Origin of the sequence: Izhakiella australiensis (assembly GCF_002006995.1) — a bacterium.
Classification (GTDB): domain Bacteria; phylum Pseudomonadota; class Gammaproteobacteria; order Enterobacterales; family Enterobacteriaceae; genus Izhakiella; species Izhakiella australiensis.
The window spans coordinates 174,993-198,113 of the sequence record NZ_MRUL01000007.1; the positions used below are offsets into that span (position 1 = coordinate 174,993).

The following is a 23,121-nucleotide window of genomic DNA, read 5'->3' on the forward strand; positions in this document are numbered from 1 at the left end:
GGCTCCCCTTCGACGTTACTGTTTCGTCACCCGATTGAGTAACAAATTGAAGTTAGGCTGCAGGGAAAAGTGCTGGATGCGCGTCGAGGTGACGGCATTCTGCTGCCAGTTGGCGACGAACAGCCAGGGCGCGTCGTCATGCACTATCTGCTGCACCTGGCGATAAAGCTGGCCGCGCACGGCGTTATCGGTGGTCAGGCGCGCTTTTTCCAGCAGCGCATCGACCTGCGGATTACGGTAGTAACCGGAATTAAACCCGCCTTTTTGCGGCCAGGCATCGCTACGCAGCGTTAAAAATGGCAGGGTATCGGGATCGTTGGTCATCCACGCCATTTCCGCCATGTGGGTGTGATCGTCCAGCCCGGCGTTGACCTTTGACAGATAGGTATTCCATTCGTAGGTCTCAATGTTGACCTTCAGCCCGACCGCTTTCAGGTCGGCCTGGATCGCCGTTGCCATCGGCACCGGGTCCAGCATGCCGGAACCGCCTTCGGTAACGTAAAACGTCACGGTGGCACCTTCAGCGCCGGCGGCCTTCAGCAGCGCTCGCGCCTTATCCGGATCGTAGGGGTAAGGTTTGACGTGCGGATTGGCTGCCCAGCTAAAGGCACCGGGAATCGGACCGTCAGCCACTCCCGCCGAGCCCTGCAATACGTTATCCACCAGCGATTGTTTATTCACCGCGTAGTTTACCGCCTGGCGCACCCGGAGATCGTTGAAGGGCGGCACGTGGGCGTTGAGCATCACATACCAGACGTGTGGGCCAACGGTTTGATATAAACGGAAACGTTTGCTGTGCTTAGCAAATAATTTCACCGTGTCCGGCGGGACTTCCACCATCGCGTCAATACCGCCGGAGAGCATCTCCGCCACGCGGGTATTGCCATCAACGATCGGCCGGAACACGACGGTATTCACGGCTGGTTTGCCTTCCCAGTAGTCGGCGTTGGCGTGGACCACTACCCGCTGGTTAGCCTGCCATTCACTAAACCTGAAGGCCCCGGTTCCGACCGGATGCCGACCAAAGTCTTTGCCGTACTTTTTTACCGCCGTGGGGGAAACGATCAGCCCGGTTGGCGTAGCAAGGTTTGATAGCAGCGGCGCAAAGGGTTCTTTTAGATGAAACACCAGCGTGTACGCATCCGGCGTTTCTATATTGTTGATTGCTGAAAAGAAGAAGGCGAGAGGAAACGGGCCGGTGTTATGCCAGGGATTCTTTTCATCCAGCATGCGCTGAAAGGTAAACTTTGCTGCTTCGGCGTTAAACGGCGTACCGTCCTGAAAGCGCACGTTCTGCCGCAGATGAAAGCGATATGTCAGTCCGTCATCGCTAATCTCCCAGCGGGTAGCCAGCGCCGGTTCGATATTAAGCTTGCCGGCGCCGTTGCGCACCAGACCATCATAGAGATTGACCAGAATGCGTGAATCGTTAGCGGCGGTAGCCACCTGTGGGTCCAGCGATTGCGGCTCGGCAACCTGGCCTATCAGCAGGGCATCTTTTGGAGTTGCCGCCTGAGCGTCCGGCAGGCCAGATAGTGCCAGCAGCAGGCTTAAAGGCAGGGCAAAAGTGATCGATCGCGCTCTTTTTCGCATATGCAGCATGGCGGCCTCATCAGCATCAGATGTCATGAAACTCGTTGTCCTGTTTTTTATTTATGCGTATAAATACCGATGATTGCAATAATTTATGCATATAAATTTAATCTGACGCACACTGGAGTGACTATGACATTTTCAATCGTCGCACGTGACGCGCAGACTGGCGCGCTGGGCGTGGCCAGCGCCACCGCAGGACCGGCGGTGGGCGCGCTGGTGATACATGGTGCGGCCAACGTGGGCGCTATTGCTACCCAGGCGATGACGAACCCGCTGTACGGCGTGTATGGATTACGCTACCTGCGTCAGGGAATGACGGCGGTGCAGACATTGGAAAAACTGCTGGATGAAGACAGCAACGCTGAGCAGCGTCAGCTGATTATCGTCGATCGGAGCGGCGGCGTTGCCCGTTGGAACGGCAAGCTGTGCGGGGAATATGCCGCCAGCCAGTCGATTGACGGCGGCGCGATCGGCGGCAATCTGCTGGCCGGTGAGGCCACGCTCTGCGAGATGCAGCGTGAATACCAGAATAGCGCCCGGCTGCCATTTGCCGATCGCCTGCTGGCGGCAATGAACGCCGGTGCCGCAGCGGGCGGCGACCGGCGCGGCCTGCACTCGGCGGCGCTAAAAATCTGGCTCGACCGCGAATACGCCACGTTGGATCTGCGCGCCGACTGGTCGGATGCGCCGCTGAGCGCGCTGGCGGAGATTCTGCACCAGACGCGCAGCTCGCCGCACCGTGAATTTTTTGCTGCCTTGCCAAAGGGATGCATTTAGTTTTGGGGGAATGGGCCGTCTGGCGTCACGGCCCTTTTTAGCCCGGTCTTTGGGTGTTTTTTCCCCTCCCTGCCAGCCCGGTTTTTTTTACCTTCGGTGGGCTGTTCCGTTCGCCGGTGCGGCGGGTGTTTATTTCACCGATGGTGGGTTGTTCCGTCCGCCTGTACGGCGGGTGTTTATTTCACCGATGGTGGGTTGTTCCGTTCGCCTGTACGGCAGGTGGCTTATTTGCCCGCCGCTGCGGGCGACCGGTAAGGGGCCATCAAACGTCATGGCCCCTTGACCCCGGACTTCCGGCAGTTTCTGCGTGGCTGCGTCCTACCCTCACGCATGTAGCCCGCCTGACGGGCCGTTCGCGATGCGTTCCCGACGCAGCGCTCACTGTCGCCGCCTCCCTGCGGCTCACCCTGGCGGGCTTCATTCGCTCGGCGCAGAAAAGCCTGTTTATGCAGGTTTGCGGGAAGCGGCATCCGGTTTTTAATCGATAGCACCGTGGGCATAGATTTGCTGAAGGCGGCATCTGTTTTAATCAATGAAGGCGTTGGTGCGGGTTTTTGACGACAGTGATTATCTTCTGCTTAAAAGCTAAGGTGAGGTTGCCGGCATTCAGTCCGGCGCAGACCTGCTTTTCGCTTTTTACTTAAAGCGATGAAGAAGCTTGCGGGGGAGGAGAAGGCCCGGCTGATTTCAGCAGGCTCGCGGCCAGGGATGGCCGTGCGCCAGGCCACACGGATGTGCTTGTTCCGGTGCGAAAAGCAACCGTACCTCTGCGACCTGTTCTCCGGGCTTACAGCAATACCGGGCCAGTATTGCTGATTTCTCCACCTTAGATGACTATTCCGGTTAGCAAAGCAATTCTCTTAATGCTGACGCAGGCCGGAGTGTAGGGTTTCCCGATAGGCCAGCGCTGCTGCGAGGCTGGCTGCTGCTGCGGCAGTCACAAACCAGGCCGGGGATTGCAGATCGCCGGTGCTGCTTACCAGCCAGGTGGCGATAAACGGCGCCGTGCCGCCCAGCAGGGTTACCGGGATATTTAAGCTCACCGATAAGCAGGTATAGCGCAGCCGGGTCGGCATGATCTCCGCCATGGCGCACAGGGCCGCTGCGGAATGCGGCGCAAAGGCCAGACTCATCAGACACAGGCCCAGCACCGTGTGATTGAAATTACCGGCGCCGAGTAAATGAAACGCCGGGTAGGTAACCAGCGCGATCGCCAGGCTGCTGATTATCATCAGCGGACGGCGTCCGACCACGTCGCTTAGCCAGGCAAAGCCGGGCAGCAGGCAGCAATAAAACATCAGGCTGTAGAGATTTGCGCGCTGGGCATCAGCCAGCGTCATACCTCGCACCACCGACAGGTAGGTGGGCGAATAGATAAAGTAAATATAGATACAGGCCGACGGGGCGGCGATCAGGCCCATACCGATCAGTACCGTCCGCCATTCCTGACGTAATCCTGCCAGTAGCGGTGCGGGCGCCACGTCGGCAGTTTTCTGTACTTCGGCAAAATGGGGCGTTTCCTCCAGCTTCAGCCGCAGATAAAGCCCGACAAAGCCCAGCGGCAGTCCGGCAAGGAAAGGCAGGCGCCAGCCCCAGCTATGCAAATCCTCCGGCGTGAGCATGGCGGTCAGCAGAGAAGCCACTGCGCCGCCTACCAGCAGCGCCAGGCCGATAGTAAAGGTCTGCCAGCCGGTGTACAGGCCGCGCCGGTTGGCCGGGGCATATTCAGAAATAAATGACGTTGCGCCGCCATATTCGCCGCCAACCGAAATGCCCTGTACCAGCCGCGCCAGCGTCAGAATAACCGGGGCGGCAATGCCGATCGATTGGTAGGTCGGCATTAAGCCAATCAGCGTGGTTGATGCGGCGATCAGCATGATAGCGATCGCCAGCGGCGTTTTGCGGCCATAGCGGTCGCCAAGGTGACCAAAGATAATACCGCCGAGCGGGCGTGACGCGTAGCTGATAGCGAACACCGCAAAGGTGAGCAGCAGGCTGGCCGCCTCGCTGCCGGCCGGGAAAAACAGGCGGGCGATAACCGATGCGAAGTAGCCGTAAATCACAAAGTCAAAATACTCAATAAAATTGCCGATACAGGCGGCGACAAGCGCCCGTTTATGCTGCGCGGTTATGCGCGGCGCCTGCTGCGCCGTGATGGCTTTTGAGTTCATGGTATGTCCTTTGTGCTGGGGAAGTTCAGGCCAACGTGGAGCCCGCGTCGGTGACCAACGCGGCGCCGTTCATATGGCGGGATTCGTCCGCCAGTAAAAAGGCCACCGTATTTGCGACGTCCTGCGGCTGACCATAAGGCGCGGCCAGCGCCCGGGTTATGCCGCCTCCGGGCACGCGCTGTGCTGCCTTTTGGTTAATCTCTTCAATCATTGCCGTCTGCGTCGGGCCGGGCAGCACGGCGTTTACCCGCACGTTGCTGCCGACGCATTCCAGCGCGCTGCTTCTGACCAGTCCCAGCAGCGCATGTTTGCTGGCGACATAGCCAGACATATTGGCGCGTCCGCGTATCGCCGAGGTCGATGCGATGGCGACGAAGCTACCGCCGGACTGTCGCAGCAGCGGCAGCGCATATTTGAGGCAGAAAAAGGCGCCGAGGACGTTGACCGCCATTAGCTGATGAAAAGCTGCTGACGGATAGTCTTCAATGGCGGCCACCGCTCCGGCGGCGCCGGCGTTGCTGACAAAGCCCTGACAGCCGCCAAATTTGCTGTTCGCCGCGTCGATCAGCGCGGCAACGTCCTCCTCGCGGCTGATATCGCCTGGCACGCAGTGCAGCGGCGTACTAAGCGCTGCGCACTGGCGACGACAGTTTTCCAGCGTGGCCTGCGACCGATCGGCTAACACCAGCCGCCAGCCTTTACGCGCCAGCGTCAGCGCGATGGCGCAGCCGATGCCGCCGCCGGCGCCGGTAATGATGGCTACAGGGTTATTCACGATGGCGTTCTCCTGTCTCAGGGGGTCAGACGGGCCAGCAGGCGACGGTCTTCCACCGCAAAGCCGCCGCCGTAGACGTCAGAGGTCATAAAGTGCGCACTGAGCACCTGCGGCTGCAGCGCGGCGATAGGATCGAACGGGCTGGCATGAAGCTGCCAGTCGATATGGCCGCGCACCGGCGCGGAATAACTTAGCGGCGTGTGACGATAGACCACGTCGGCATAGGCAGTGCCCGGTTTTTCCGGGTGCGGCAAGCGGCGTACGTGAATCTCACCGCCCGGCTGCTGTTGCTCATCGGTGAGTTGCACCAGCGGCGCCGAGGGATCCGGGGTGAAGCTGAAATCAGCCAGCGGCACGCCACGTCGGCGCACCCAGCCGCTGATTTTACCGTCTGCCGTTTCGTTAAAAGCGTAGTGCGTGTCTTTTTTGGTGTAGCCGAACAGTTCGCGTCCGGCACAGATTCCCATCGGATCGCTGCAATACATAAAGATATGCGTTTGAGTGAGCAATGACTGATAGCGCACGGCGACGGTCACCATCAGGTCAAACATCTCGCCGCTGTGAACCGCCAGCGTATGGCCCGGCGACAGCATAAAGCGGAAGGCAGCCCGGTCGTTAACCAGTTCAAAGGGCGTATCGCTGAGCAGGGCTTTTACTTTGTCGCTATCAACGCGGGTTATCACTTCCAGCGTGCGCAGCGGGCATTCCCATTCCAGCGGATAGGCGGGTGAGTAGGGTGGGTTAACGCCGCTGTCGGCATGCATTTTATAATCACCAAACATAAATAATTTCCTTTTAACCTTCAGATTTAATGGGCAGCGCCGGGCTGAGGCGCACAGGGCTGGATGAGGTACGCTCGCTGCGTAACGGCCAGGGATAATCAACAATATTGTCGGGGGTGAGATCGGCGATACGGGTGACGCCGCATAGCGCCATGGTCGCTTCCAGCTCTTTACGTAACAGGGTCAGACTCAGGGTGACGCCCTCTTCGCCGAGGGCGCCGAGTCCGTACAGAAATGCGCGACCGACCATCAGGCTGTCGGCGCCCATCGCCAGCGCGCGCACCATGTCCTGGCCGCTGCGAATACCGCTATCCATGATGATTTCGCCGCGCCCCGCGACCTGGTCAGCAATGCGGGCCAGCACGCTGATCGATGAGGGGGCGCCGTCGAGCTGGCGTCCGCCGTGGTTAGATACCACGATGGCATCAGCGCCGGCGGCGAATGCCTGGCGGGCATCGTCGCTGTCCATTACGCCTTTAATCACCAGTTTGCCGTTCCAGCGCTGTCTGACCCAGTCGATATCCTGCCAACTGAAGCTTCTGTCGAACTGGCGGCTGACCCAGTCGGCAAAGCCGAGGGTATCGTTAACCCCTTTGGCGTAGCCGACGATGTTGCCAAAGGTGCGACGCGGCGTCTTCAGCATCGCCGCGCACCAGCGCGGATGGGAAAGCATGGACAGCATGCTGCTCAGGGTTAGCGTTGGCGGTACCGACAGCCCGTTGCGAATATCTTTGTGACGCTGTCCCTGAATGGGTAAATCGAGGGTTAATACCAGCGTTGAACAGCCGGCCGCGTCGGCGCGGGCGATCAGATCCGCGATAAAAGTGCGATCTTTCATCATATACAGCTGAAACCAGAACGGCTGCTTTAGTCGGGCGGCAACGTCTTCGATGCTGCATATGCTGACGGTCGACAGGGTATAGGGAACGCCCGCCGCGGCGGCGGCGCGGGCTGCCAGTATTTCACCGTCGGGATGGATCATGCCCGCCAGCCCGGTCGGCGCGAGGATCAGCGGCAGTGAGACCGGCGTGCCGAGGACGGTGGAAGAGGTGGTGATGTTTTCCACATTGCAGCCTACCCGCTGGCGAAAATGCAGCCGGGCCAGGTCACCGCTGTTCTCACGGTAGGTCGACTCCGTCCACGAGCCGCTGTCGATATAATCGTAAAACAGTTTTGGCACGCGCCGACGCGCCAGCTGTTGCAGGTCGTCTATACAGGTAATGGTGCGCGTCATGCTGCCGTCCCGGCGTCTGCGGCGGCAATAATGGCGTTATGCTGCTCGCCCAGACCGCTGATGCCGAGGCGTACGCGCTGGCCCGGTTTAAGATAAACCGGCGGTTTGAATCCCATGCCGACGCCGGCAGGCGTGCCGGTGGCGATGATATCGCCCGGATGCAGACTCATAAACTGGCTGATGTAGGCGACCAGCCCGGCGACGCCAAAAACCATTTCGCGCGTGTTGCTGTCCTGACGACGAACGCCATCAACCTCCAGCCACAAAGACAGATTCTGCACGTCCGCAATTTCGTCGGCGGTGACCAGCCAGGGGCCGAGCGGCGCGAAGGTGTCGGCGTTTTTACCTTTATCCCACTGACCGCCGCGCTCAATTTGCCAGGCGCGTTCGGAGACGTCGTTGACGATGCAGTAGCCGGCAACGTGCCGCAGTGCGTCCTCTTGTCGCAGATTACGGCCATGGCGGCCGATGACCACGCCCAGCTCCACTTCCCAGTCAACTTTGTTCGCCTGAGGGGGAATTTCAATCGCATCGTTTGGCCCGGTGATGGCGCTGGTTACTTTTAAAAACAGAATCGGTTCCGCTGGCAGATCCATCCCGGCTTCGCGGGCATGGTCACGGTAATTCAGTCCGACGCAGATGATTTTTCCGGGCTGGGCCACGCAGGGACCAAGGCGGGTATCGTCTGGCAGCAGCGGCAGTGAGTCGACCGCCGTCGCCCGCAGCCGCTGCAGGTTTTCGGCCGTGATGGTGTCGCCGCGCCAGTCAGCCACCAGATGGCTGACGTCGCGCGCCTGCTGGCGTTGGTCAATGATCCCCGCTTTTTCGTTACCGCGTTCTCCCCAGCGCACTAATTTCATCGTTGTTAAATCCTCATTATGGGTTATCGCTAAAACGTACTTTGCATTCAATGTACATTTAGTTAATGGAAAATCGATTAAGGTGTCAAAAAAAAGTTAACAAAATGATAAATTCGTCACTATTCCGCGCGAAGATGCGGGCAAGCTCACAAACCCCTGTGGGGCAGAGGGCGCGAAGCACTGGACAGCCAGCGCGGTGGTTACAATAATGAGGCCTGAAGCGTGCGGGCTGGCGCGCCATTCCTCCGGTAAGTGCCTGGGGGGAACGGGCCAGGCGCTTTTCCGATAACGGCTAAACGGGGTTTGAAACCATTCACTATGTCAGGATCGCCGGATAGACATTCTTTGCAGGACCGCGCCTTTCAGCTGTTGAAAAGCATGATTGATGACGGGCGCCTTTCCCCCGGCGAGAAGCTGCTGGAGGCGCGGGTATCAAAAGCCTTCGGCATCAGCCGCTCTCCGGCGCGCTACGCGTTGCGCAAGCTGTGTGAGCAGCAGTTGATTCTGGAGGTGCAGGGGCGGGGCTATGAGGTTGCCGGCAAGCGCGATGCGCACAGTGCGACTCAGCACGCGACGCTGGATGCGATAAAAATCCCGGCGGTGGCGCGTTGGGAAGGGATGTATAACCAGCTGGAACAGACGTTGTGCAGCAGCATTATTTTCAACTCGGTGCGCATTATTGAAGAACGGGTAGCGGAACATTTTCACGTCAGCCGCACCGTAGTGCGCGATGTGCTGGCGCGCATGCACAGCGTCGGACTGGTGAATAAAGACACGCCGGGACGCTGGATTGCCCCGCAGGTTACCCCGGAGAAAACCCATCATCTGTATGAGATCCGCTGGCTACTGGAACCCCAGGCGCTGATCCAGGCCGCGCCGAAAGTGCCGCAAAGCTATCTGCTGCGGGCCAGGCAGACGGTAGAACAATCGCTGGATGGCTTTCCGCGCGACGGCTTTGATACCGACATTGTCGAAAACGACCTGCACGTGACGCTGCTGTCCTACTGTCCTAACGTTGAGATCCTGCAGGTCCTGGCGCGTACCCGGATTCTGTTTGTGCCAACTCGCTACCTGTTCGATCCGGTATTGCATATCCCGATTTCAATGATTGAAGATGCGTTAAAAGAACATCTGCGCATTTACGACCTGCTACTGAGCAACCAGCCGCAGAAGGCGGCCGGGGCGCTGCGCCTTCATCTGCAACAGGCCGATGAGCGCTGGTTAAAACGTTTTAACCGCGCGGTTCGCCCGGCCGATCTGCATATTCCGGACTATCTGCTGACCCTGTAAAAGACGCGGCGGGGCGCTGATAATCTTAGCTTGCATGCTGCCACATTTCGCTCATCGCCAGCTCCAGCTTTTTAAATAGCCGGTAGCGCGCTTCATGGAAGACGACGCGTTCGGGGCGCGGCGTAAGCACATCGGGGTTGATCTGCACCGCCTGCTGCGCGGCGTCGGCGAGGTTTTTCCATATCCCGACGCCGACCCCGGCACACAGGGCGGCGCCCAGCGCGCCGGTCTCTTTGCATTCGGTTACCCGGATCGGAATGTCCAGCACGTCGGCAAACATCTGCGGCCAGACGCAGCTGCGCGCCGCGCCGCCGGACAGCGTCGCCTGGCTAAAGACAATGCCGGCGGCACGCAGGCGGTCGATGTGCGCGCGATGGGCAAAGGTTACCCCTTCAAACAGCGCAAACAGCATATCGGCACGGGTATGCCAGCCGCCCAGACCGTAGAATCCGGCTTTTGCCGGTTCGGCTTTACGGCCGGAATAAAGGTAAGGGTGATACAGCGGCAGCTGGGCGTTAGGTATCACCTGGGCCACGCTGTCGCTGCTGCGCGATGCGCCATGACCGGCGCGGCCGTCGTCGAACTCGCGTAAAAACCAGTCGAGATTGGCCGCTGAGGTGGCGCTGGCTTCAATCGCCATAAAGCGGTCTTTTTCGATCATAGAGTTCATAAATACCGGGCGCAGGTAGTTAGTGTTATCCACCACCACCTGATTAATACTCCAGGTGCCGGCAACGATCGAAGCCTCGCCGCTATTGACCACGCCGGAGCCAACGGCGCTTGCCACCACGTCAAAAATCCCGGCCACCACCGGAATGCCCGACGGCAGGCCGGTAAGCCGTGCGGCGTGGGGGGTAACCTGACCGACGATATCACAGGATTCACGCAGCGCCGGCAGGCGTGAGAGGGCGTCTTCAATGTCGTACAACGCCAGCAGCTGGCGGCTGTAACCGCGCTGGCGGTAGTCGATAAGCCCGGCGCCGGCGGCGTCAGAATAGTCGGCGCTGGCGCTGCCGCACAGGAAATGCGCAATCACGTCTTTGGCGCACAGCAAGTGTCCCACCTGCTGCCAGAGCGCTGGCCGGTGTTGTTTGATCCAACTGATAAGCACCGGCGTAGCCGCAGGCCAGGGTTTTTGCAGAGACAGCTGATAAATCTGCTTATCTCTGCCGCTGTCGGCCAGCATTTGCACCAGATCGACGGCGCGCTGGTCGATAGACTGAATGCCGAACAGCGGCTGCTGCTGACGATCGAGCGCATACAAACCGTTGCCGTGACCGGCGGCGCCGACCGCAACCACGTCGTCGGCCAGCGCACCGGCCTGCTGCAGGCAGCGGCTTACCGCTTCGCTGACCCCATGCCAGATATCTTCCACCGGACGCTCGGCGTAGCCTTCCTGCGGATGGCGGGTTCTGCCTGCGCACTCAGCGACTGAAAGGACCTGGCCGCTGAAATCAAACAGCACCGCTTTGATCATGGTGTTTCCGGCATCAATACCGAGGATCTGACTCATTTCCGACTCCGTTAAAACGACGAAGACGGCGCACAGCTTAAGCGCCGGCCCTGGTGAAACTTAGCCCTGCTGGTAGATTTCCAGCGCCTGAGCGCCGCTGACGCCCTGATGAATAATCGCCATCAGCGCTTTTACCACCCGTGAAGGATTAGCGTGTTGATAGACGTTGCGCCCGTAAACCATACCTTTGGCGCCCTGTGCCATCAGCGCTGCGCTCTTTTGCAGCACCGCGCCCAGCTCGCCCTTGCCGCCGCCGCGTACCAGCGTCGGGCAGCGGGCGGCTTCCACCACGCGATGAAAATCCTCCACGTTATCGGTGGGATCGGCCTTGATGATATCGGCGCCCAGTTCGCGCGCCAGCCGTACCAGCGGTACGATTTTTTCCACATCGCCAAGGGAACCGTAGGCAGCGCCCTGACCGGCGGGGGCCATTACCAGCGGTTCAACCATCAGCGGCATGCCGTAGCGATCGCAGGCCTGGCGCAGACGACCAATGTTTTCGACGCACATGCGAAAAATGCCCGGTTCGTCGGGAATCAGATAAAGATTGACCACCACCGCGGCAGCATCCATCTGCAGGGCGGCGAGGATCGGCTCGTCCGGGTTATGCAGCACCGCCCACATTTCGCGATGGCGCGCGGCGTTGTAGGCATTGCCGACGTCGGTACGCATCACCAATGCCGGCTTGCGTCCGGCGTCTTGTTGCAGCAGGTCTGCCTGACCATAGTTAACCTGAATGGCATCCGGCTGGGCGGCGATCAGGCTGCGCATCACGCTTTCAATATTTTCCAGTCCCAGCAAAAAGTCGGGCTCGTTGGCGATGCCGTGATCGATGGCCACGTCGAGGCATTTTCCGTGCTGAAACAGGCGATTCATTCGCACTTTACTGGTTGCTGACATGTCGTGTTTCCTCCTGAAAAAGGGTGGGATAAAGGCCGGTGAGGCCGTGCAGGCGGGCAAGCTGACGGCAGCATTGTTGTAGATGCTGCTGGCGCTGGTGTTCACTCCAGCCGAGGGGGGCTGCCGCCAGCAGGGATATTTCCTCAATCAGCGCTGGCGTCAGCTCACCGCAAATCGCCAGCGAAGTGCGGCGAACCAGCAAATCTTCCAGTTCGCATACCTGCTCATGAATAATCAGAAAGTGTAGCTCGGTGTCGCTGTAACCGGCGTGATACTGCAACGGCTGCTCACCGTGCTGGCGAATCTCGTCCAACAGCATTAAGGCGCGACTGCCGTAGCGCTGAACCAGCTGCGTTACCCTCGGCAACGGCGTTGAATGCTGCGCGGCTAGCTGACGCTGCCAGCTATCCTGCGCCTCAGGGGCAGGGAGGTCGCGCCCGCCGCCAATGGCAAGTTCAGCGCTGGACTGCGTGCGGCCAAGGCCGAGCAGGCTTAATACGCGGTCAGCGGCTTGCTCGCCAAAGCGGCGGAAAGTGGTCCACTTGCCGCCGACCAGGCACAGGGTACTCCAGCCGTGATCGGCTGCGGGCGGCAGCAGCACCAGCGAATGATTGCGCGAGATCTGGCCGTTGACCTTCGCGTCGCTGGCGGGCAGCGGACGCACGCCGCAGAAGCTGTAAAGGATGGCGCTGTCAGGCACCACAACTTGGGGAAAAACAAAGCGCAGAGATTCCAGAATGTAGTTTTTCTCACTCTGCTCGCAGATGGCCGCGTCGGGATCGTCAATGCGGATATCGGTGGAGCCGATCAGCACTTTGCCAAACCAGGGAAACATAATGCAGACCCGGCCTTCCTGATTTTCAAAGTAGACCATCTCGCCATCCAGCATCTGCAACAGCTCGCTGTGATCGACAATAAGATGTGACCCTTTGGTGCCGCCGATCAGTTTTTTCGCGGTAGTCGGCGCCAGCCGCTGATTGAGGTTATCTATCCAGGCGCCGCCGGCGTTAACCAGCACCTGCGGGCGCAGGGAAAATGACTCGCCGCTCAGGCTATCGCGCAGCGTTATACTGACGCCGTCTGAACCGATAACTTCCATATAGTTGAGTGCCAGCGCCTGCGGGCAGCTTTGTTCAGCATCTTCTATCAGCTCAAATCCGAGGCGCTCCGGGGCGCTTATCCAGGCGTCATAATAACTGGCGCTGTATTTTGCCCACTGGGCAAAGCCGGGCCAGCGGCGGCGGGTCGCCGCCTTGCCGCACACCTGATGCTTTGGCATGGTGCCGTTCTGCTGGGTATAAATATCGTACAGGCTGAGGCCGGTTTTGATCAGCAGCGCGCCGCGCCTTGCCGGCGCGTCGCTCAGGCGCAGAAAGCGGCGGGTAGCGCTGATTAGTCCACCGCCGAGGCTGTCGATCGGCACGGTGGTGCGCAGCGGAAACACATAGTGCGGGGCATTTTTTAGCAGGCGGTTACGTTCGGTGACCGACTCTTTGACCAGCTTAAATTCACCGGTTTCCAGGTAGCGCAGACCGCCGTGGATCATGCGTGACAGCGCGCCGCTGGCCGCCTGGCACCAGTCGCCTTTTTCCACCAGAATAGCCGGAATGCCTTGCAGCGCCAGTTCGCGAAAAGTGCTGATGCCGTTGATGCCGCCGCCGACAATCAGTACCGGCGTGGTCTGCCCGGCAAGCTGGCGCAGCGCCGTCAGTCGTTGGCTGCGTGAAAGAACGTTAGCCATGGCTACCTCCCTGGCTTAGCGCCAGATCCAGCACGCCGGCGGCGGTTGACTCATCGGTGACTATCCCTTTAAGCCAGCGACCGCGCAGCGCGCAGTGAATGGGATCCACTTTGTTACTGCCGGCAACCACTGCCATTGAAAACGGGATACGTTGCAGTTCCGGCAGCGTCAGCCCAATCAGACGCTGATTGGCGTCAAACGGCGCTGGCTGGCCCTGTGCGTCCAGCAGCCAGGCGAGTAGTTCACTGCGCGCGCCACTGGTTTCGATGCTGGCCGAAGCGTGACGCGCGGCCAGGTTGAGGTCGTAATAGCTGGAGCTGTCGGCATGAATTGAGCCGAGGCCAATCACCGCCAGCGTGGCGTTACGGGCTTTATCCAGCACCCGGTTAACGGCGCTGATGCTCATCAGCATCTCGCGCTCGCTGGCAGAATCGGTAAACAGCGGCGCATGGATCTGCCACGCATGACCGCCCAGCCGGGCCGCCATCTCCGAGGCGACGTGGTTAACGTCGGTATAGTGCTTACCCTGTACGCAGCCGAGGGCCGGTACTATCTGTACATCATATTTGCGCGTGGTTTGCAGCGCCTCGACCAGCGCGCTGACCCCTTTACCGCCGGTAATCGCGATGACGTCGCCGTCTTTCAGGCGTGACAGCAGATAATCCGCCGCGGCCGATCCCACCATTTGCAGGCTCTGCTCTTCGCTGCTGGCGACGTTCGGCGCGACCACCACCTGCTGAAGCTGGCCCAGCTGCGCCAGGTCATTTTCCAGCTGATGGGCGGAAAGCCAGGGCGATTTGATGGTGATTTCCACCATACCGCTCTCGCGTCCCTGACGGATCAGCCGGTTAACGCTGGCCACTGAAAGTCCGGTTTGCGTGGCGATATCCGACTGCTTTTTACCATCAAGGTAATACATCACCAGTACCTGATAGATCTGACGCGCACTTTGAAATGCGGGATTTTCGCTATCAAATTCCATTGGGTGTTATTCCTTGTTCCCGGGCGGCTTAGCCGTCCCGATATTTATTCAACAAATGATCGATTGAAACCGCTGCCAGCAGGATCAGCCCTTTAATCAGCTCCTGCCAGTAGATGGAAACGTTAATCAGGATCAGCGAGCTGGTAACGATTGAGAGTAGCGCAACGCCGAGTACCGCGCCGAGGATTGAGCCGATTCCACCTTTCAGACTGGCCCCACCGATAACCGCCGCCGCGATGACGTTCAGTTCCATACCGACGCCAAAGGTTGGCGTAGCGGAGCCAAGGCGGGCCATATAGATAATCCCGGCCAGGCCGGCGAGGGTGGAGGTGAGTACCGTTACCCACAGCTTGATGCGGTTAATATTAATGCCGGAATAGGCGGCCGCGCGCTCATTGCTGCCGGTATAAAACACTTTGCGAAACAGCGTGGCTTTACGCAGCAGCAAATCAAACAGCGCTACCAGCACGAAAAACAGCACGATGACGACGGGAATACCCCAGATTACCCCCTGACCGAGAAACTTAAAGCTGACGGGCAGGGTAAACAGCGACAGCGGCGTCCCCTGGGTGATAATCATGCACAGGCCGCGTACGATAACCATGGCCGCCAGCGAGGCGATAAAATGGCTGAGGCCGATTTTGGTCACCGTTAATCCCATCAGCAGGCCGACCAGCGCGGCGGCGGCGATGCCGCCAAGGCTGGCAAGCCAGGGGTCGACGCCGCTTAAAAACAGCTGCCCGGCCACCACCATCGAAAGACAAACCACGGCACCCACCGACAGGTCGATGCCGCCGACAATCAGCAAAATGGTCATGCCGATCACCACAATGCCGTCGATCGAAAATGACAGCAGCATCGCCTTCAGGTTGGCCCAGGTGAGAAAATAGGGTGAGGTGAAGCTCATCACCACGAAGATCAGCGCGATGATGACAATCAGGCCGATTTCGCGCTGTTTATGGATGCTGCCAAACAGCGCAAAAGGGGATTTGCGCGCCGCAGGCAGGGTGGTATTTAGTGCCATAGGGCCTCCGTTTCACAGTCAATGCCGGCCGCCAGCCGCATCAGGTTTTCTTCGGTCATCGCCGCGCCGGTCACCTCACCGCTGATGCGCCCTTCGTGGATAACGATAATGCGGTCGCACAGTCCAATCAGTTCAGGTAGCTCGGAAGAGATCACCACCAGCCCCACGCCGCCAGCCGCCTGCGCCGCCAGAATCTGGTAAATTTCCGCCTTGGCGCTGACGTCCACGCCGCGGGTTGGTTCATCGAGAAACACAATCTCCGGACTGACGGACAGCACCCGTGCCAGCGCCACTTTTTGCTGGTTGCCGCCCGACAGGGAGGAAACCGGGTCACTCAGCTTGCCGCATTTCAGCTTCACTTTACTGGCGAGGATTTCAGCCTGCTGGCGTTCGCGACGCGGGCTGAGCGCCACGCCGCGATGGCTGACGGCGCGGATATCCAGCGCGGAAATATTCCAGTCGATCGGCATGGCGAGAAACAGCCCGGCATCTTTTCTGTCTTCCGACAGATAGACCATGCGACGCTGAATGCTGGCGGCGTAATCCTTCAGCCTGACCGGCTGGCCCTTAAGGCGAATGGCGCCCTGTTTAACCGGCAGCAGCCCGCAAACGCCCTGCGCTATTTCGCTGCGGCCGGCACCCATCAGCCCGCCGATTCCGAGGATCTCACCGGGATGCAGCGTAAAACTAATATCGTGAAAGCGCTCGCCGTCTCCCAGTCGTTCCACCTCCAGCAGAGGGCTGTCGGTCGTTACCGCCCGCTTGTCAGGATAGAGCTGCGACAGCTCGCGTCCCACCAGACGGGTAATCACCTCATCGGGCGTCATGCTGTTAAGCGGCGCGCTGTGTACATTGCGGCCGTCACGCATGATAGTGATGTGCTGGCACAGCGAAAAAATCTCCGTCATGCGATGGCTGATATAGACCACGGTAATGCCCTGCGCATGAAGCTGACGCACAATGGTAAACAGCGTTTGCGCTTCCGGCTCGGTAAGCGCGGCGGTCGGCTCGTCAAGGATCAGCAGGCGACAATCCAGGGTCAGCGCTTTGGCAATCTCCACCAGCTGCTGTTGCGACAGCGACAGATCGCCGACTTTACGCGTCACCGGAATCGGCGCCAGGCGGTTCATCATCTGCTGGGCCTTTTCGCGCAGTTGTTTGTGCGGTAAAAACAGCCCGCGCTGACTGCTGCTATGGGCCATCCAGATATTTTCATAAATGCTGATATCCGGGCAGAGCGCAATTTCCTGATGCACCAGGCCAATCCCCAGCCGCTGCGCTTCACGCGGCGAACGGATGGTAACCGGCTGGCCATCGAGCAATATTTCGCCGTCATCGGGGCGCAAAATGCCATCAATGATGTTCATCAGCGTTGATTTTCCGGCGCCGTTTTCACCGGCCAGCGCGTAGATCTCGCCCGCCTGCAAGCTGAGGTTAACCCCCTGCAACGCCTTTACTGCGCCAAAGCTTTTACTGATACCGCGTAGTTCCAGAAGCGCTGTCATCACCGGCTCCTTATTCGTTAATGCCTTTGGTGCCGCGACGCTTCAGATAGGCATCCCAGCGGAAATCGTCAGCGTTCTCTTTGGTGACTACCGCATAGCCGTTATCGAGGATCGGGAACGAGAAGGGGTTAACGCCTTTGCGCTTCGCATCGTTCATCGGATCGATCAGCTCAGGATGGGCGGCGAGGAACAGCGTCATAAAGCCGAGATAGCCCTGAACGCCCTGGTTGGGGTCAATGGCGCCAAATACCTCGCCGCTTTTGATCATATCCAGCACTTTGGCGTTGACGTCGACGGTCATCACTTTCACCTTACCGCCGTTCTCCACCACCGCCTGGGCCGCGCCGATCGCCGAACTGGCTTCCGGCATAAAAATGCCTTTCAGATTAGGGTGAGCCTGTAACATCGACAGCACGGCATTATAGGCTTTGGACGGATCCTGATTGGTTGCCGCCCGCGCCACCAGCTTACTGTCCGGAAATGCAGCCTTCATCTCATTGATAAACGCGGTGACGCGCCGGTCATGATTGTCCTGACCGGGGTTTTCCAGTACGGCAAACTCCGCGCCTTTCCCCATGGCTTTACCCAGCTCGTCAGCGGCGGCCTTGCCCTCGCGGAAATTATCCGAGGTGATATAGGCCACGCGTTTACTGTTAGGCGAATCAGCAGCGAAGGTCACCACCGGAATGCCCATTTCCGCAGCACGGTTGATTGGCTCAATAAAGGGATCGGGATTCATCGGGTGCAGGAATATGCCGGCCGGTTTCTGCGCCAGCACCTGCTCAAAGCTTGCCAGCTGCTGGTTAACGTCATAGGCCGGCGTACCGCCATAGACCGTTTTACATCCCAGCTGGTGGGCCGCCTGTTTGAACATTTCGTACACCGGGAACCAGTATTCCACCCCGGTAACCATCACGTTCATGTAGTAGGTTTCGCCGGGCTTACAGCGAAACTGCGCTGGCTCATCGGCAGCGCGGACGCTGCTGGTGAAACTGCCTGCAACCAGCAGACTGGTCAGTAAGGTTGCGATTTTCTTCATGTTTTTCCCCGGTAAGGCGCTGAATGAGTGATGGCTCAGCCGTGACAACAAAACGCGGAAAATCGAGCCGGGGCACCGTCTGAAAATTATTTCTTATGTGTGAAATAATTTTCAGACGTTATATGAAGGGCCGCGGGAAAGATCAATTCAATGTTAATTAATTGTTTATTAATTGTGATGTCGTTCACTTAACGACGGGGGAGGGAGGTGATGTTCTGGGTATATACGATGAACTTTCAGGTAAGCCGCGGAGCTATCCTCAGGGAGGTTATTCCTACGGATATCATTTAGCGCCTGCCCGGTTATCTTAAAATTAGCGATAATATTTGCTTTATCTGATTATGGGTATTGTTTCAGCGCGTCAGTCAAGCTGTTCAACACCGCATTCATGTCTCTAATTGACATGGACAGGGCGTCAGCAGAAAGCACATTGCTGACTCTTGTGGTCGTGAACCTGGTACGTGCCAGCGTAAATTGCTGCTGCCAGTGTATTTCCCCATGTTAGCATCAAGCACCTGTACTTTTTGCCCGCCGAATTTCGTTTTAAGTACAAATTTACTGATTTTATTGAGCACCATAGGGTATCAGGTCGTCCGGTCAAACGTGGCGTCAGGGTGTCGGAATATCATATTAACTCTCAGGTAATAGTTGAATTCTCTGGAATCCTACAATATTTTCATTAAAAACTTTTAATGCATTTCCCTTGCCTACCTGTGTTGTTATTTGCCCGCCTTCTTTTTTCAATCTTGCACTTTCGTCTGCCCAGTTTTTTGTTCCAACTTTCAATTCTGGAAACAGCTCCCTTTCTTTTTCATTCGTTACCAACGCTATTTCTTTTATTTTTTCCCATGTTCCTTTTTTCACTGTGAACTGAACAAGAACTCCATTGTACTTCAACGAATAAGCTAACGCGGGAGATATTGAGGTTTCAGACGTACCTTTTAATTTTCTTTCACTTACAAGATGGGTGTAGTCTGCTTCAGACATTGTTCTGAACACGATCTCATTATCATCGCAGTCATGCTCTAACACTGGCTGGTGCCAATCTTTTTCGCCACGTACGGGGACGCCTGGCAGTCCGTGCTGTGACCGCTGGTTACTTAATCCTGAAAAATCTCTGACATAATCAGGCTGGTATTTTTCGGTTGCTTTAGAAACAATACTGGCCTGATGGGATAGAGTTACAGGGTAGGGATTTGATTCAAATCTAGCAATATTTTTATTAGCTATTGATGAAGCAAAAGCATGACGTTGCCCACGTAACTCTCTAATTCCTCCCATATATTCTATTACGTCTTGAGCGGTATAATAATTAAAATCCTTGACGTAATCCTTTATTCTATCTTTTAAGGGGTTGGGTGTGTAACTTATATCGCCTGGCGATACATTTCCATGAAACTCTTGAGCAATGTCTGATTCATCTTCTCGATTCTCCAGATTTTTTTTTGTTGTATCGTCCATGGTCACCCTGGCGGGGTTAATGCGATCTGTCACCTGGGGAGTACTTTGCCGCGAATGCCCTGCTAAAGCCTCTTCCGGTTTCACAGGCGTGGCATTTTTAGGCGGGAGCGGCATTAAATGCGTTGCCCCGGGCAGCTCTCTGTCTTTTCCTGTTTTTGATGTTTGCGGTCTGCTTTGGGTGCTTTCTGGCTGGGCTGTTTCTTTCGCCAGTTCCGGCGCGGGCCGCGGCGTTTCAGGGGCTGCGGTGAGTGTCTGCTCCTCGCGGCCGCGGCTACCCACGGGCTGCTTCGTAAGGTCCTTGGCCGGTCGGCCAGCCGTGCCAGCAGCCGTTTTTTTAGTATGGGAGGGTGAGGATGTTTCAGCCGGAAGTTTACGCCCTCCGCCGGCATTTTGCAGGCGATAGGCTAATTTATGGAGACCGCTTCCCTGCTTCCAGGTTGCCCCGTTGTCCCTGGAGATTTTCATTACGCCCGCCTCGATTTTTCCCAGCAACATGGTATTGCCGATTTTAAAGGTGCGTACCGGCAGGTTAGACTCCACCGTATAGACCGGTGACTCGCTTCCTATTTTCTCAAGTGTTTCGAGGGAGGCGGATGTTTCTATAGATTTGCTGAGTTTTATCTGTGATGACATATGCCTGGCCAACTCATAGGAGTGCTTAACACTAATGCCGCTGTCCAGCAACGCCTGGTAAATGGCCAGCGGCTCTCCGGTCTCAACGGCGTACTGGATGCTTCGCCCGACCATCGCCAGATCGATGGTTTTGTCTGCAATCATCAGCGTATATTTCACTGAGGCCCCACCGACCCGACTGAATTTTCCTATCCTGGCGCCAATGCGCCCGGCAGGAATGCTCCCGACAACCAGTCCGGCAACCGCCAGCGGGTCTGGCTCGGTGCCTTCTGCCACATCGGCAGTAATCTCGGCGGCCGCCTGCGCGGAGCCGATAACCCATCCTGCTGGTGTAAAAGCGGTAACGGCTCCGACGCTGACGTCAATCCAGCTGCCGATGTATTCAGCCCTATCTTTATCCGCCTCTGTTTGCTGAACTGTCTGACCCGTGATATCGCTGGCCACAAGCTGCGTCTGCCCGCTGAGCGTTGAGAATGGCCGGGAGAATGACCGCAGATACCCGGCGGCCGTCAGATTGTCCCAGGTGATTTTAAGTTGGTATTGTTGCTGTTTTGCAGTCACTCCCGGGTCGGGAATTTGACTTCCCGATATCGCCCGGGATATTAGCAATAGATTCGTGGGATATGGCTGAACAACGGGATATTTTTTTCCTAAAATACTTTCTGCACTATAATCTTCGTCGACAATGTCTACAAAATGTGAAGATAGATGTGCAATATCCATCGGTTCTGATCCGCGATTAAAATTGTCTGGAAAATTCATGCTGCCATTTTTAATTGCGTTAAACCGCTCTAAACCTGTAGGGACTAAATAGAGATAGTTTATTTGGGTCGGGTGTACCATAGCCAGGTTAGGAAGATCCTTCACTATGCTCTCTGAAAGATCCTTTCCTTCTCTCACGAAATAATAAGGGTTCTGCGAATTTAAACTAATCAGTAGGCCGGTTTTAGCCCCGGGGGGGGCAGGCAGTAAAAAAGTGTTTCTGATGAAAAAACTATTTATCCTAACCGGCAATAGTATGGTGGCACCTAATCTGGCCAGATAAGCATTATTCCGGACGCTCTGCGGTAAGCTCTGATCGTTTTCAATCTGGCGTAACACCTGTTTAATGGCGTACAGATAGGTGGTTTTTTTCTTATCATCCGTAAATGTGTTCCAGGCTTCATCAGGACTGAAGTCCACCTGGTCTGCCCGTAAACGCTGCTCCGGAGTCGCGCCCGCCTGAGCATCCGTGCTGCGCTTGCCTCTTCTGCTTCGCGGGCGTGCCTCCTCCCGCTCAGCGCTCTCCCTCCATGCTTCAGCCTCCGCTAACGCCGGCAACGTCTGCTCCCCGGCGCCGGAAGGCACCATCATGCCATGCGCTTTATTGCCGTTGTCAGACCCATTCACACTGCTGTTGAGGGCGTTGCACGCCCCTTTATAACCGGCCGTAGTGACGCCACTGAGTACAGCGTCAGTCAGCATCTGCCCTGCTGAGGCCATTTTTATCTTTTCACTCTGTTTCCCTTGCGTCACCCGCTCATAAACCGCTTCAAAACTGTTTTCGCTGCCCGCCAGCTGACGGTTACGCAACCCGGCCCCCGCCGTTATCGTACTGCCGGCGGCAAACTTTAGTGCGCCCGGCAGAGGCGTCATCGCTAATCTGAAGCCGAACTGCGTCAGTTTCTTTTCCAGCAGGCTGTTAATCGCCCTGAAAGGGATGTCCTCACCCGGCATGGTGAATTTTTTCAGCTGATGAACGGCGTACGGTATTCTTATCACGTCTTTTGCCGTCCTCAGCGCGATGCCCGTCAGGGCTGACAGGCCGATGACCAGGCCCAGCGCATCGAACGACAGCGTGACAACCAGGCGGGCACTGCCTGACGAGGCTCTCTGCTGCCCCCACTTCACGATGTATTCGGTCAGCCCTTTTTCCAGCCCGGCGTACTGCTCCGGACTCAGCGGGGGCCTGAGCTCCCCGCGGCGGGCGTTTTCAAACTCAGCGGCCAGCCGGGTGGCAAACAGAAAGCCCTGAGGATCGCCGTCTGAAAGCACATCACCGGTCAACGGTTAGCGCCACCTGGAGGCCCGTATTTTCACCTTCCGCTATCAGTTTTTGTGAGGTTTTCAGCGCGATATGCGTCAGCACCAGCCGGGCCTCCTCATCCCCACCTAGCGCAACCACCAATCTGTCGCGCAGAGCCCCGGCGATCATCTGTTGAGAAACGGGAGCGGCGTGTTCTACGCTGGCGGGCGTTGAGGTCACTGGCGTCGCGACTTCATGTTTATCACTCAGGCTAACAGGTACAGTAATGCAATAGTTGAGTGAAAGACGCGGACGATTGCCCAGCGACTGCCAGAAGTTGCCCAGGCTGTTCAGGTTTTCCTTCGGCGGGATAATCTGGGTATAAGCCCCTGGAATATCAGCAAGCTGACGGTTATTGATTAACGCGTCCAGTACCTGAGACATCACCTGAATGGCCTGGTTATCAGGCTGACTGTCCGGGTTACCGGCATCAGTGGCGGGGCCGGTGGACTCCCAATAGGTAATAAGGTAGTTGCACTGAATGTTGACCCAGCCGGTTGATAACCGCCCGGTACCGGGATTAAATCTACGTGACTCCGCGGTGCGTAATTGGAGATCCTCGTGGATATCATAAAGAAACACACTGATTGCTGCGTCTGCCTGGGTCGCATTGACGTCCGGCAAATCAAAACGAATTGCCACACTCTGAGCCACGTATTCGCGCAGCATTTTCACCATTGCTTTATTAACTTTAACCAGGGTCTGATAATTAGACATAATTTTTCCTCGACTAAAAAAGAATATTCTGTATTGGCAAGAGATGAGTTATGCGT

17 protein-coding genes are annotated in these 23,121 nt (G+C 57.4%); 2 read left to right on the top strand and 15 right to left on the bottom strand.

The features are described 5' to 3' along the window. Positions 1 to 15: 15 nt before the first annotated feature. Positions 16 to 1,629, bottom strand: coding sequence for an ABC transporter substrate-binding protein (locus tag BTJ39_RS12375; RefSeq protein WP_422386036.1), 1,614 nt, complete (start codon positions 1,627 to 1,629; stop codon positions 16 to 18). Positions 1,630 to 1,725: 96 nt separating this feature from the next. On the opposite strand from BTJ39_RS12375, the gene BTJ39_RS12380 reads away from it, so the two are divergent. Then, a complete protein-coding gene (locus tag BTJ39_RS12380) occupies positions 1,726 to 2,373 on the top strand; it encodes a DUF1028 domain-containing protein (RefSeq protein ID WP_078003010.1) in 648 nt (215 codons plus the stop codon). Between the two features lie 860 nt (positions 2,374 to 3,233). Here BTJ39_RS12380 and BTJ39_RS12385 read toward each other — a convergent pair. Genes BTJ39_RS12385 through BTJ39_RS12405 form a run of 5 tightly spaced genes read right to left on the bottom strand, consistent with a single transcriptional unit; the run spans position 3,234 to position 8,195 of the window. Then, positions 3,234 to 4,544 (bottom strand): MFS transporter, encoded by a 1,311-nt coding sequence (locus tag BTJ39_RS12385; protein WP_078003011.1) that lies wholly within the window; start codon positions 4,542 to 4,544, stop codon positions 3,234 to 3,236. 25 nt (positions 4,545 to 4,569) lie between these two features. Continuing rightward, on the bottom strand, positions 4,570 to 5,319 hold the full coding sequence (locus BTJ39_RS12390) for an SDR family NAD(P)-dependent oxidoreductase (protein WP_198412947.1): 750 nt from the start codon (positions 5,317 to 5,319) through the stop codon (positions 4,570 to 4,572). A 17-nt stretch (positions 5,320 to 5,336) separates the two neighbouring features. After that, positions 5,337 to 6,101 (bottom strand): acetoacetate decarboxylase family protein, encoded by a 765-nt coding sequence (locus BTJ39_RS12395; RefSeq protein WP_078003013.1) that lies wholly within the window; start codon positions 6,099 to 6,101, stop codon positions 5,337 to 5,339. 13 nt (positions 6,102 to 6,114) lie between these two features. Continuing rightward, the gene (locus BTJ39_RS12400; protein WP_078003014.1) at positions 6,115 to 7,335 is read right to left on the bottom strand and encodes an alpha-hydroxy acid oxidase; all 1,221 of its coding nucleotides are present in this window, start codon (positions 7,333 to 7,335) and stop codon (positions 6,115 to 6,117) included. Then, positions 7,332 to 8,195, bottom strand: a complete 864-nt coding sequence (locus BTJ39_RS12405) for a fumarylacetoacetate hydrolase family protein (RefSeq protein WP_078003015.1) — start codon at positions 8,193 to 8,195, stop codon at positions 7,332 to 7,334. Before BTJ39_RS12405 ends, BTJ39_RS12400 begins: the two co-directional genes overlap by 4 nt. Before the next feature lie 345 nt (positions 8,196 to 8,540). Between BTJ39_RS12405 and BTJ39_RS12410 the strand changes: the two genes are divergently transcribed. Beyond that, positions 8,541 to 9,485, top strand: coding sequence for a GntR family transcriptional regulator (locus BTJ39_RS12410; protein WP_198412948.1), 945 nt, complete (start codon positions 8,541 to 8,543; stop codon positions 9,483 to 9,485). 25 nt (positions 9,486 to 9,510) lie between these two features. On the opposite strand, the gene BTJ39_RS12415 is transcribed toward BTJ39_RS12410, so the two are convergent. The 9 genes from BTJ39_RS12415 to BTJ39_RS12455 all read right to left on the bottom strand — a co-directional run bounded on the left by BTJ39_RS12415 (position 9,511) and on the right by BTJ39_RS12455 (position 23,065). Further along, the gene (locus tag BTJ39_RS12415; protein WP_078003017.1) at positions 9,511 to 10,998 is read right to left on the bottom strand and encodes an FGGY-family carbohydrate kinase; all 1,488 of its coding nucleotides are present in this window, start codon (positions 10,996 to 10,998) and stop codon (positions 9,511 to 9,513) included. A gap of 60 nt (positions 10,999 to 11,058) precedes the next feature. Continuing rightward, positions 11,059 to 11,898 (bottom strand): class I fructose-bisphosphate aldolase, encoded by an 840-nt coding sequence (locus tag BTJ39_RS12420; protein ID WP_078003018.1) that lies wholly within the window; start codon positions 11,896 to 11,898, stop codon positions 11,059 to 11,061. Beyond that, the gene (locus BTJ39_RS12425; protein ID WP_078003019.1) at positions 11,882 to 13,639 is read right to left on the bottom strand and encodes a glycerol-3-phosphate dehydrogenase/oxidase; all 1,758 of its coding nucleotides are present in this window, start codon (positions 13,637 to 13,639) and stop codon (positions 11,882 to 11,884) included. Before BTJ39_RS12425 ends, BTJ39_RS12420 begins: the two co-directional genes overlap by 17 nt. Further along, positions 13,632 to 14,621, bottom strand: coding sequence for a sugar-binding transcriptional regulator (locus tag BTJ39_RS12430; protein WP_078003020.1), 990 nt, complete (start codon positions 14,619 to 14,621; stop codon positions 13,632 to 13,634). Before BTJ39_RS12430 ends, BTJ39_RS12425 begins: the two co-directional genes overlap by 8 nt. A gap of 28 nt (positions 14,622 to 14,649) precedes the next feature. Next, positions 14,650 to 15,645 carry an ABC transporter permease gene (locus tag BTJ39_RS12435; RefSeq protein ID WP_096777727.1) on the bottom strand — a complete coding sequence of 332 codons (996 nt, stop codon included), beginning with the start codon at positions 15,643 to 15,645 and terminating at the stop codon, positions 14,650 to 14,652. Next, positions 15,636 to 17,150 (bottom strand): sugar ABC transporter ATP-binding protein, encoded by a 1,515-nt coding sequence (locus BTJ39_RS12440; RefSeq protein ID WP_078003021.1) that lies wholly within the window; start codon positions 17,148 to 17,150, stop codon positions 15,636 to 15,638. The genes BTJ39_RS12435 and BTJ39_RS12440 overlap by 10 nt, the downstream gene beginning before the upstream one ends. 10 nt (positions 17,151 to 17,160) lie before the next feature. Next, positions 17,161 to 18,189 (bottom strand): substrate-binding domain-containing protein, encoded by a 1,029-nt coding sequence (locus BTJ39_RS12445; protein ID WP_078003022.1) that lies wholly within the window; start codon positions 18,187 to 18,189, stop codon positions 17,161 to 17,163. A 630-nt stretch (positions 18,190 to 18,819) separates the two neighbouring features. Further along, the gene (locus BTJ39_RS12450) at positions 18,820 to 22,329 is read right to left on the bottom strand and encodes a hypothetical protein (protein ID WP_078003023.1); all 3,510 of its coding nucleotides are present in this window, start codon (positions 22,327 to 22,329) and stop codon (positions 18,820 to 18,822) included. Beyond that, on the bottom strand, positions 22,319 to 23,065 hold the full coding sequence (locus tag BTJ39_RS12455) for a Pvc16 family protein (RefSeq protein WP_078003024.1): 747 nt from the start codon (positions 23,063 to 23,065) through the stop codon (positions 22,319 to 22,321). The genes BTJ39_RS12450 and BTJ39_RS12455 overlap by 11 nt, the downstream gene beginning before the upstream one ends. Positions 23,066 to 23,121: the final 56 nt, after the last annotated feature.

Coding starts and splice junctions, on each gene's coding strand:
- BTJ39_RS12375 (WP_422386036.1), bottom strand. CDS start 1,629: ATGACATCTGATGCTGATGAGGCCGCCATGCTGCATATGCGAAAAAGA.
- BTJ39_RS12380 (WP_078003010.1), top strand. CDS start 1,726: ATGACATTTTCAATCGTCGCACGTGACGCGCAGACTGGCGCGCTGGGC.
- BTJ39_RS12385 (WP_078003011.1), bottom strand. CDS start 4,544: ATGAACTCAAAAGCCATCACGGCGCAGCAGGCGCCGCGCATAACCGCG.
- BTJ39_RS12395 (WP_078003013.1), bottom strand. CDS start 6,101: ATGTTTGGTGATTATAAAATGCATGCCGACAGCGGCGTTAACCCACCC.
- BTJ39_RS12400 (WP_078003014.1), bottom strand. CDS start 7,335: ATGACGCGCACCATTACCTGTATAGACGACCTGCAACAGCTGGCGCGT.
- BTJ39_RS12405 (WP_078003015.1), bottom strand. CDS start 8,195: ATGAAATTAGTGCGCTGGGGAGAACGCGGTAACGAAAAAGCGGGGATC.
- BTJ39_RS12415 (WP_078003017.1), bottom strand. CDS start 10,998: ATGAGTCAGATCCTCGGTATTGATGCCGGAAACACCATGATCAAAGCG.
- BTJ39_RS12420 (WP_078003018.1), bottom strand. CDS start 11,898: ATGTCAGCAACCAGTAAAGTGCGAATGAATCGCCTGTTTCAGCACGGA.
- BTJ39_RS12425 (WP_078003019.1), bottom strand. CDS start 13,639: ATGGCTAACGTTCTTTCACGCAGCCAACGACTGACGGCGCTGCGCCAG.
- BTJ39_RS12430 (WP_078003020.1), bottom strand. CDS start 14,621: ATGGAATTTGATAGCGAAAATCCCGCATTTCAAAGTGCGCGTCAGATC.
- BTJ39_RS12435 (WP_096777727.1), bottom strand. CDS start 15,645: ATGGCACTAAATACCACCCTGCCTGCGGCGCGCAAATCCCCTTTTGCG.
- BTJ39_RS12440 (WP_078003021.1), bottom strand. CDS start 17,150: ATGACAGCGCTTCTGGAACTACGCGGTATCAGTAAAAGCTTTGGCGCA.
- BTJ39_RS12445 (WP_078003022.1), bottom strand. CDS start 18,189: ATGAAGAAAATCGCAACCTTACTGACCAGTCTGCTGGTTGCAGGCAGT.
- BTJ39_RS12455 (WP_078003024.1), bottom strand. CDS start 23,065: ATGTCTAATTATCAGACCCTGGTTAAAGTTAATAAAGCAATGGTGAAA.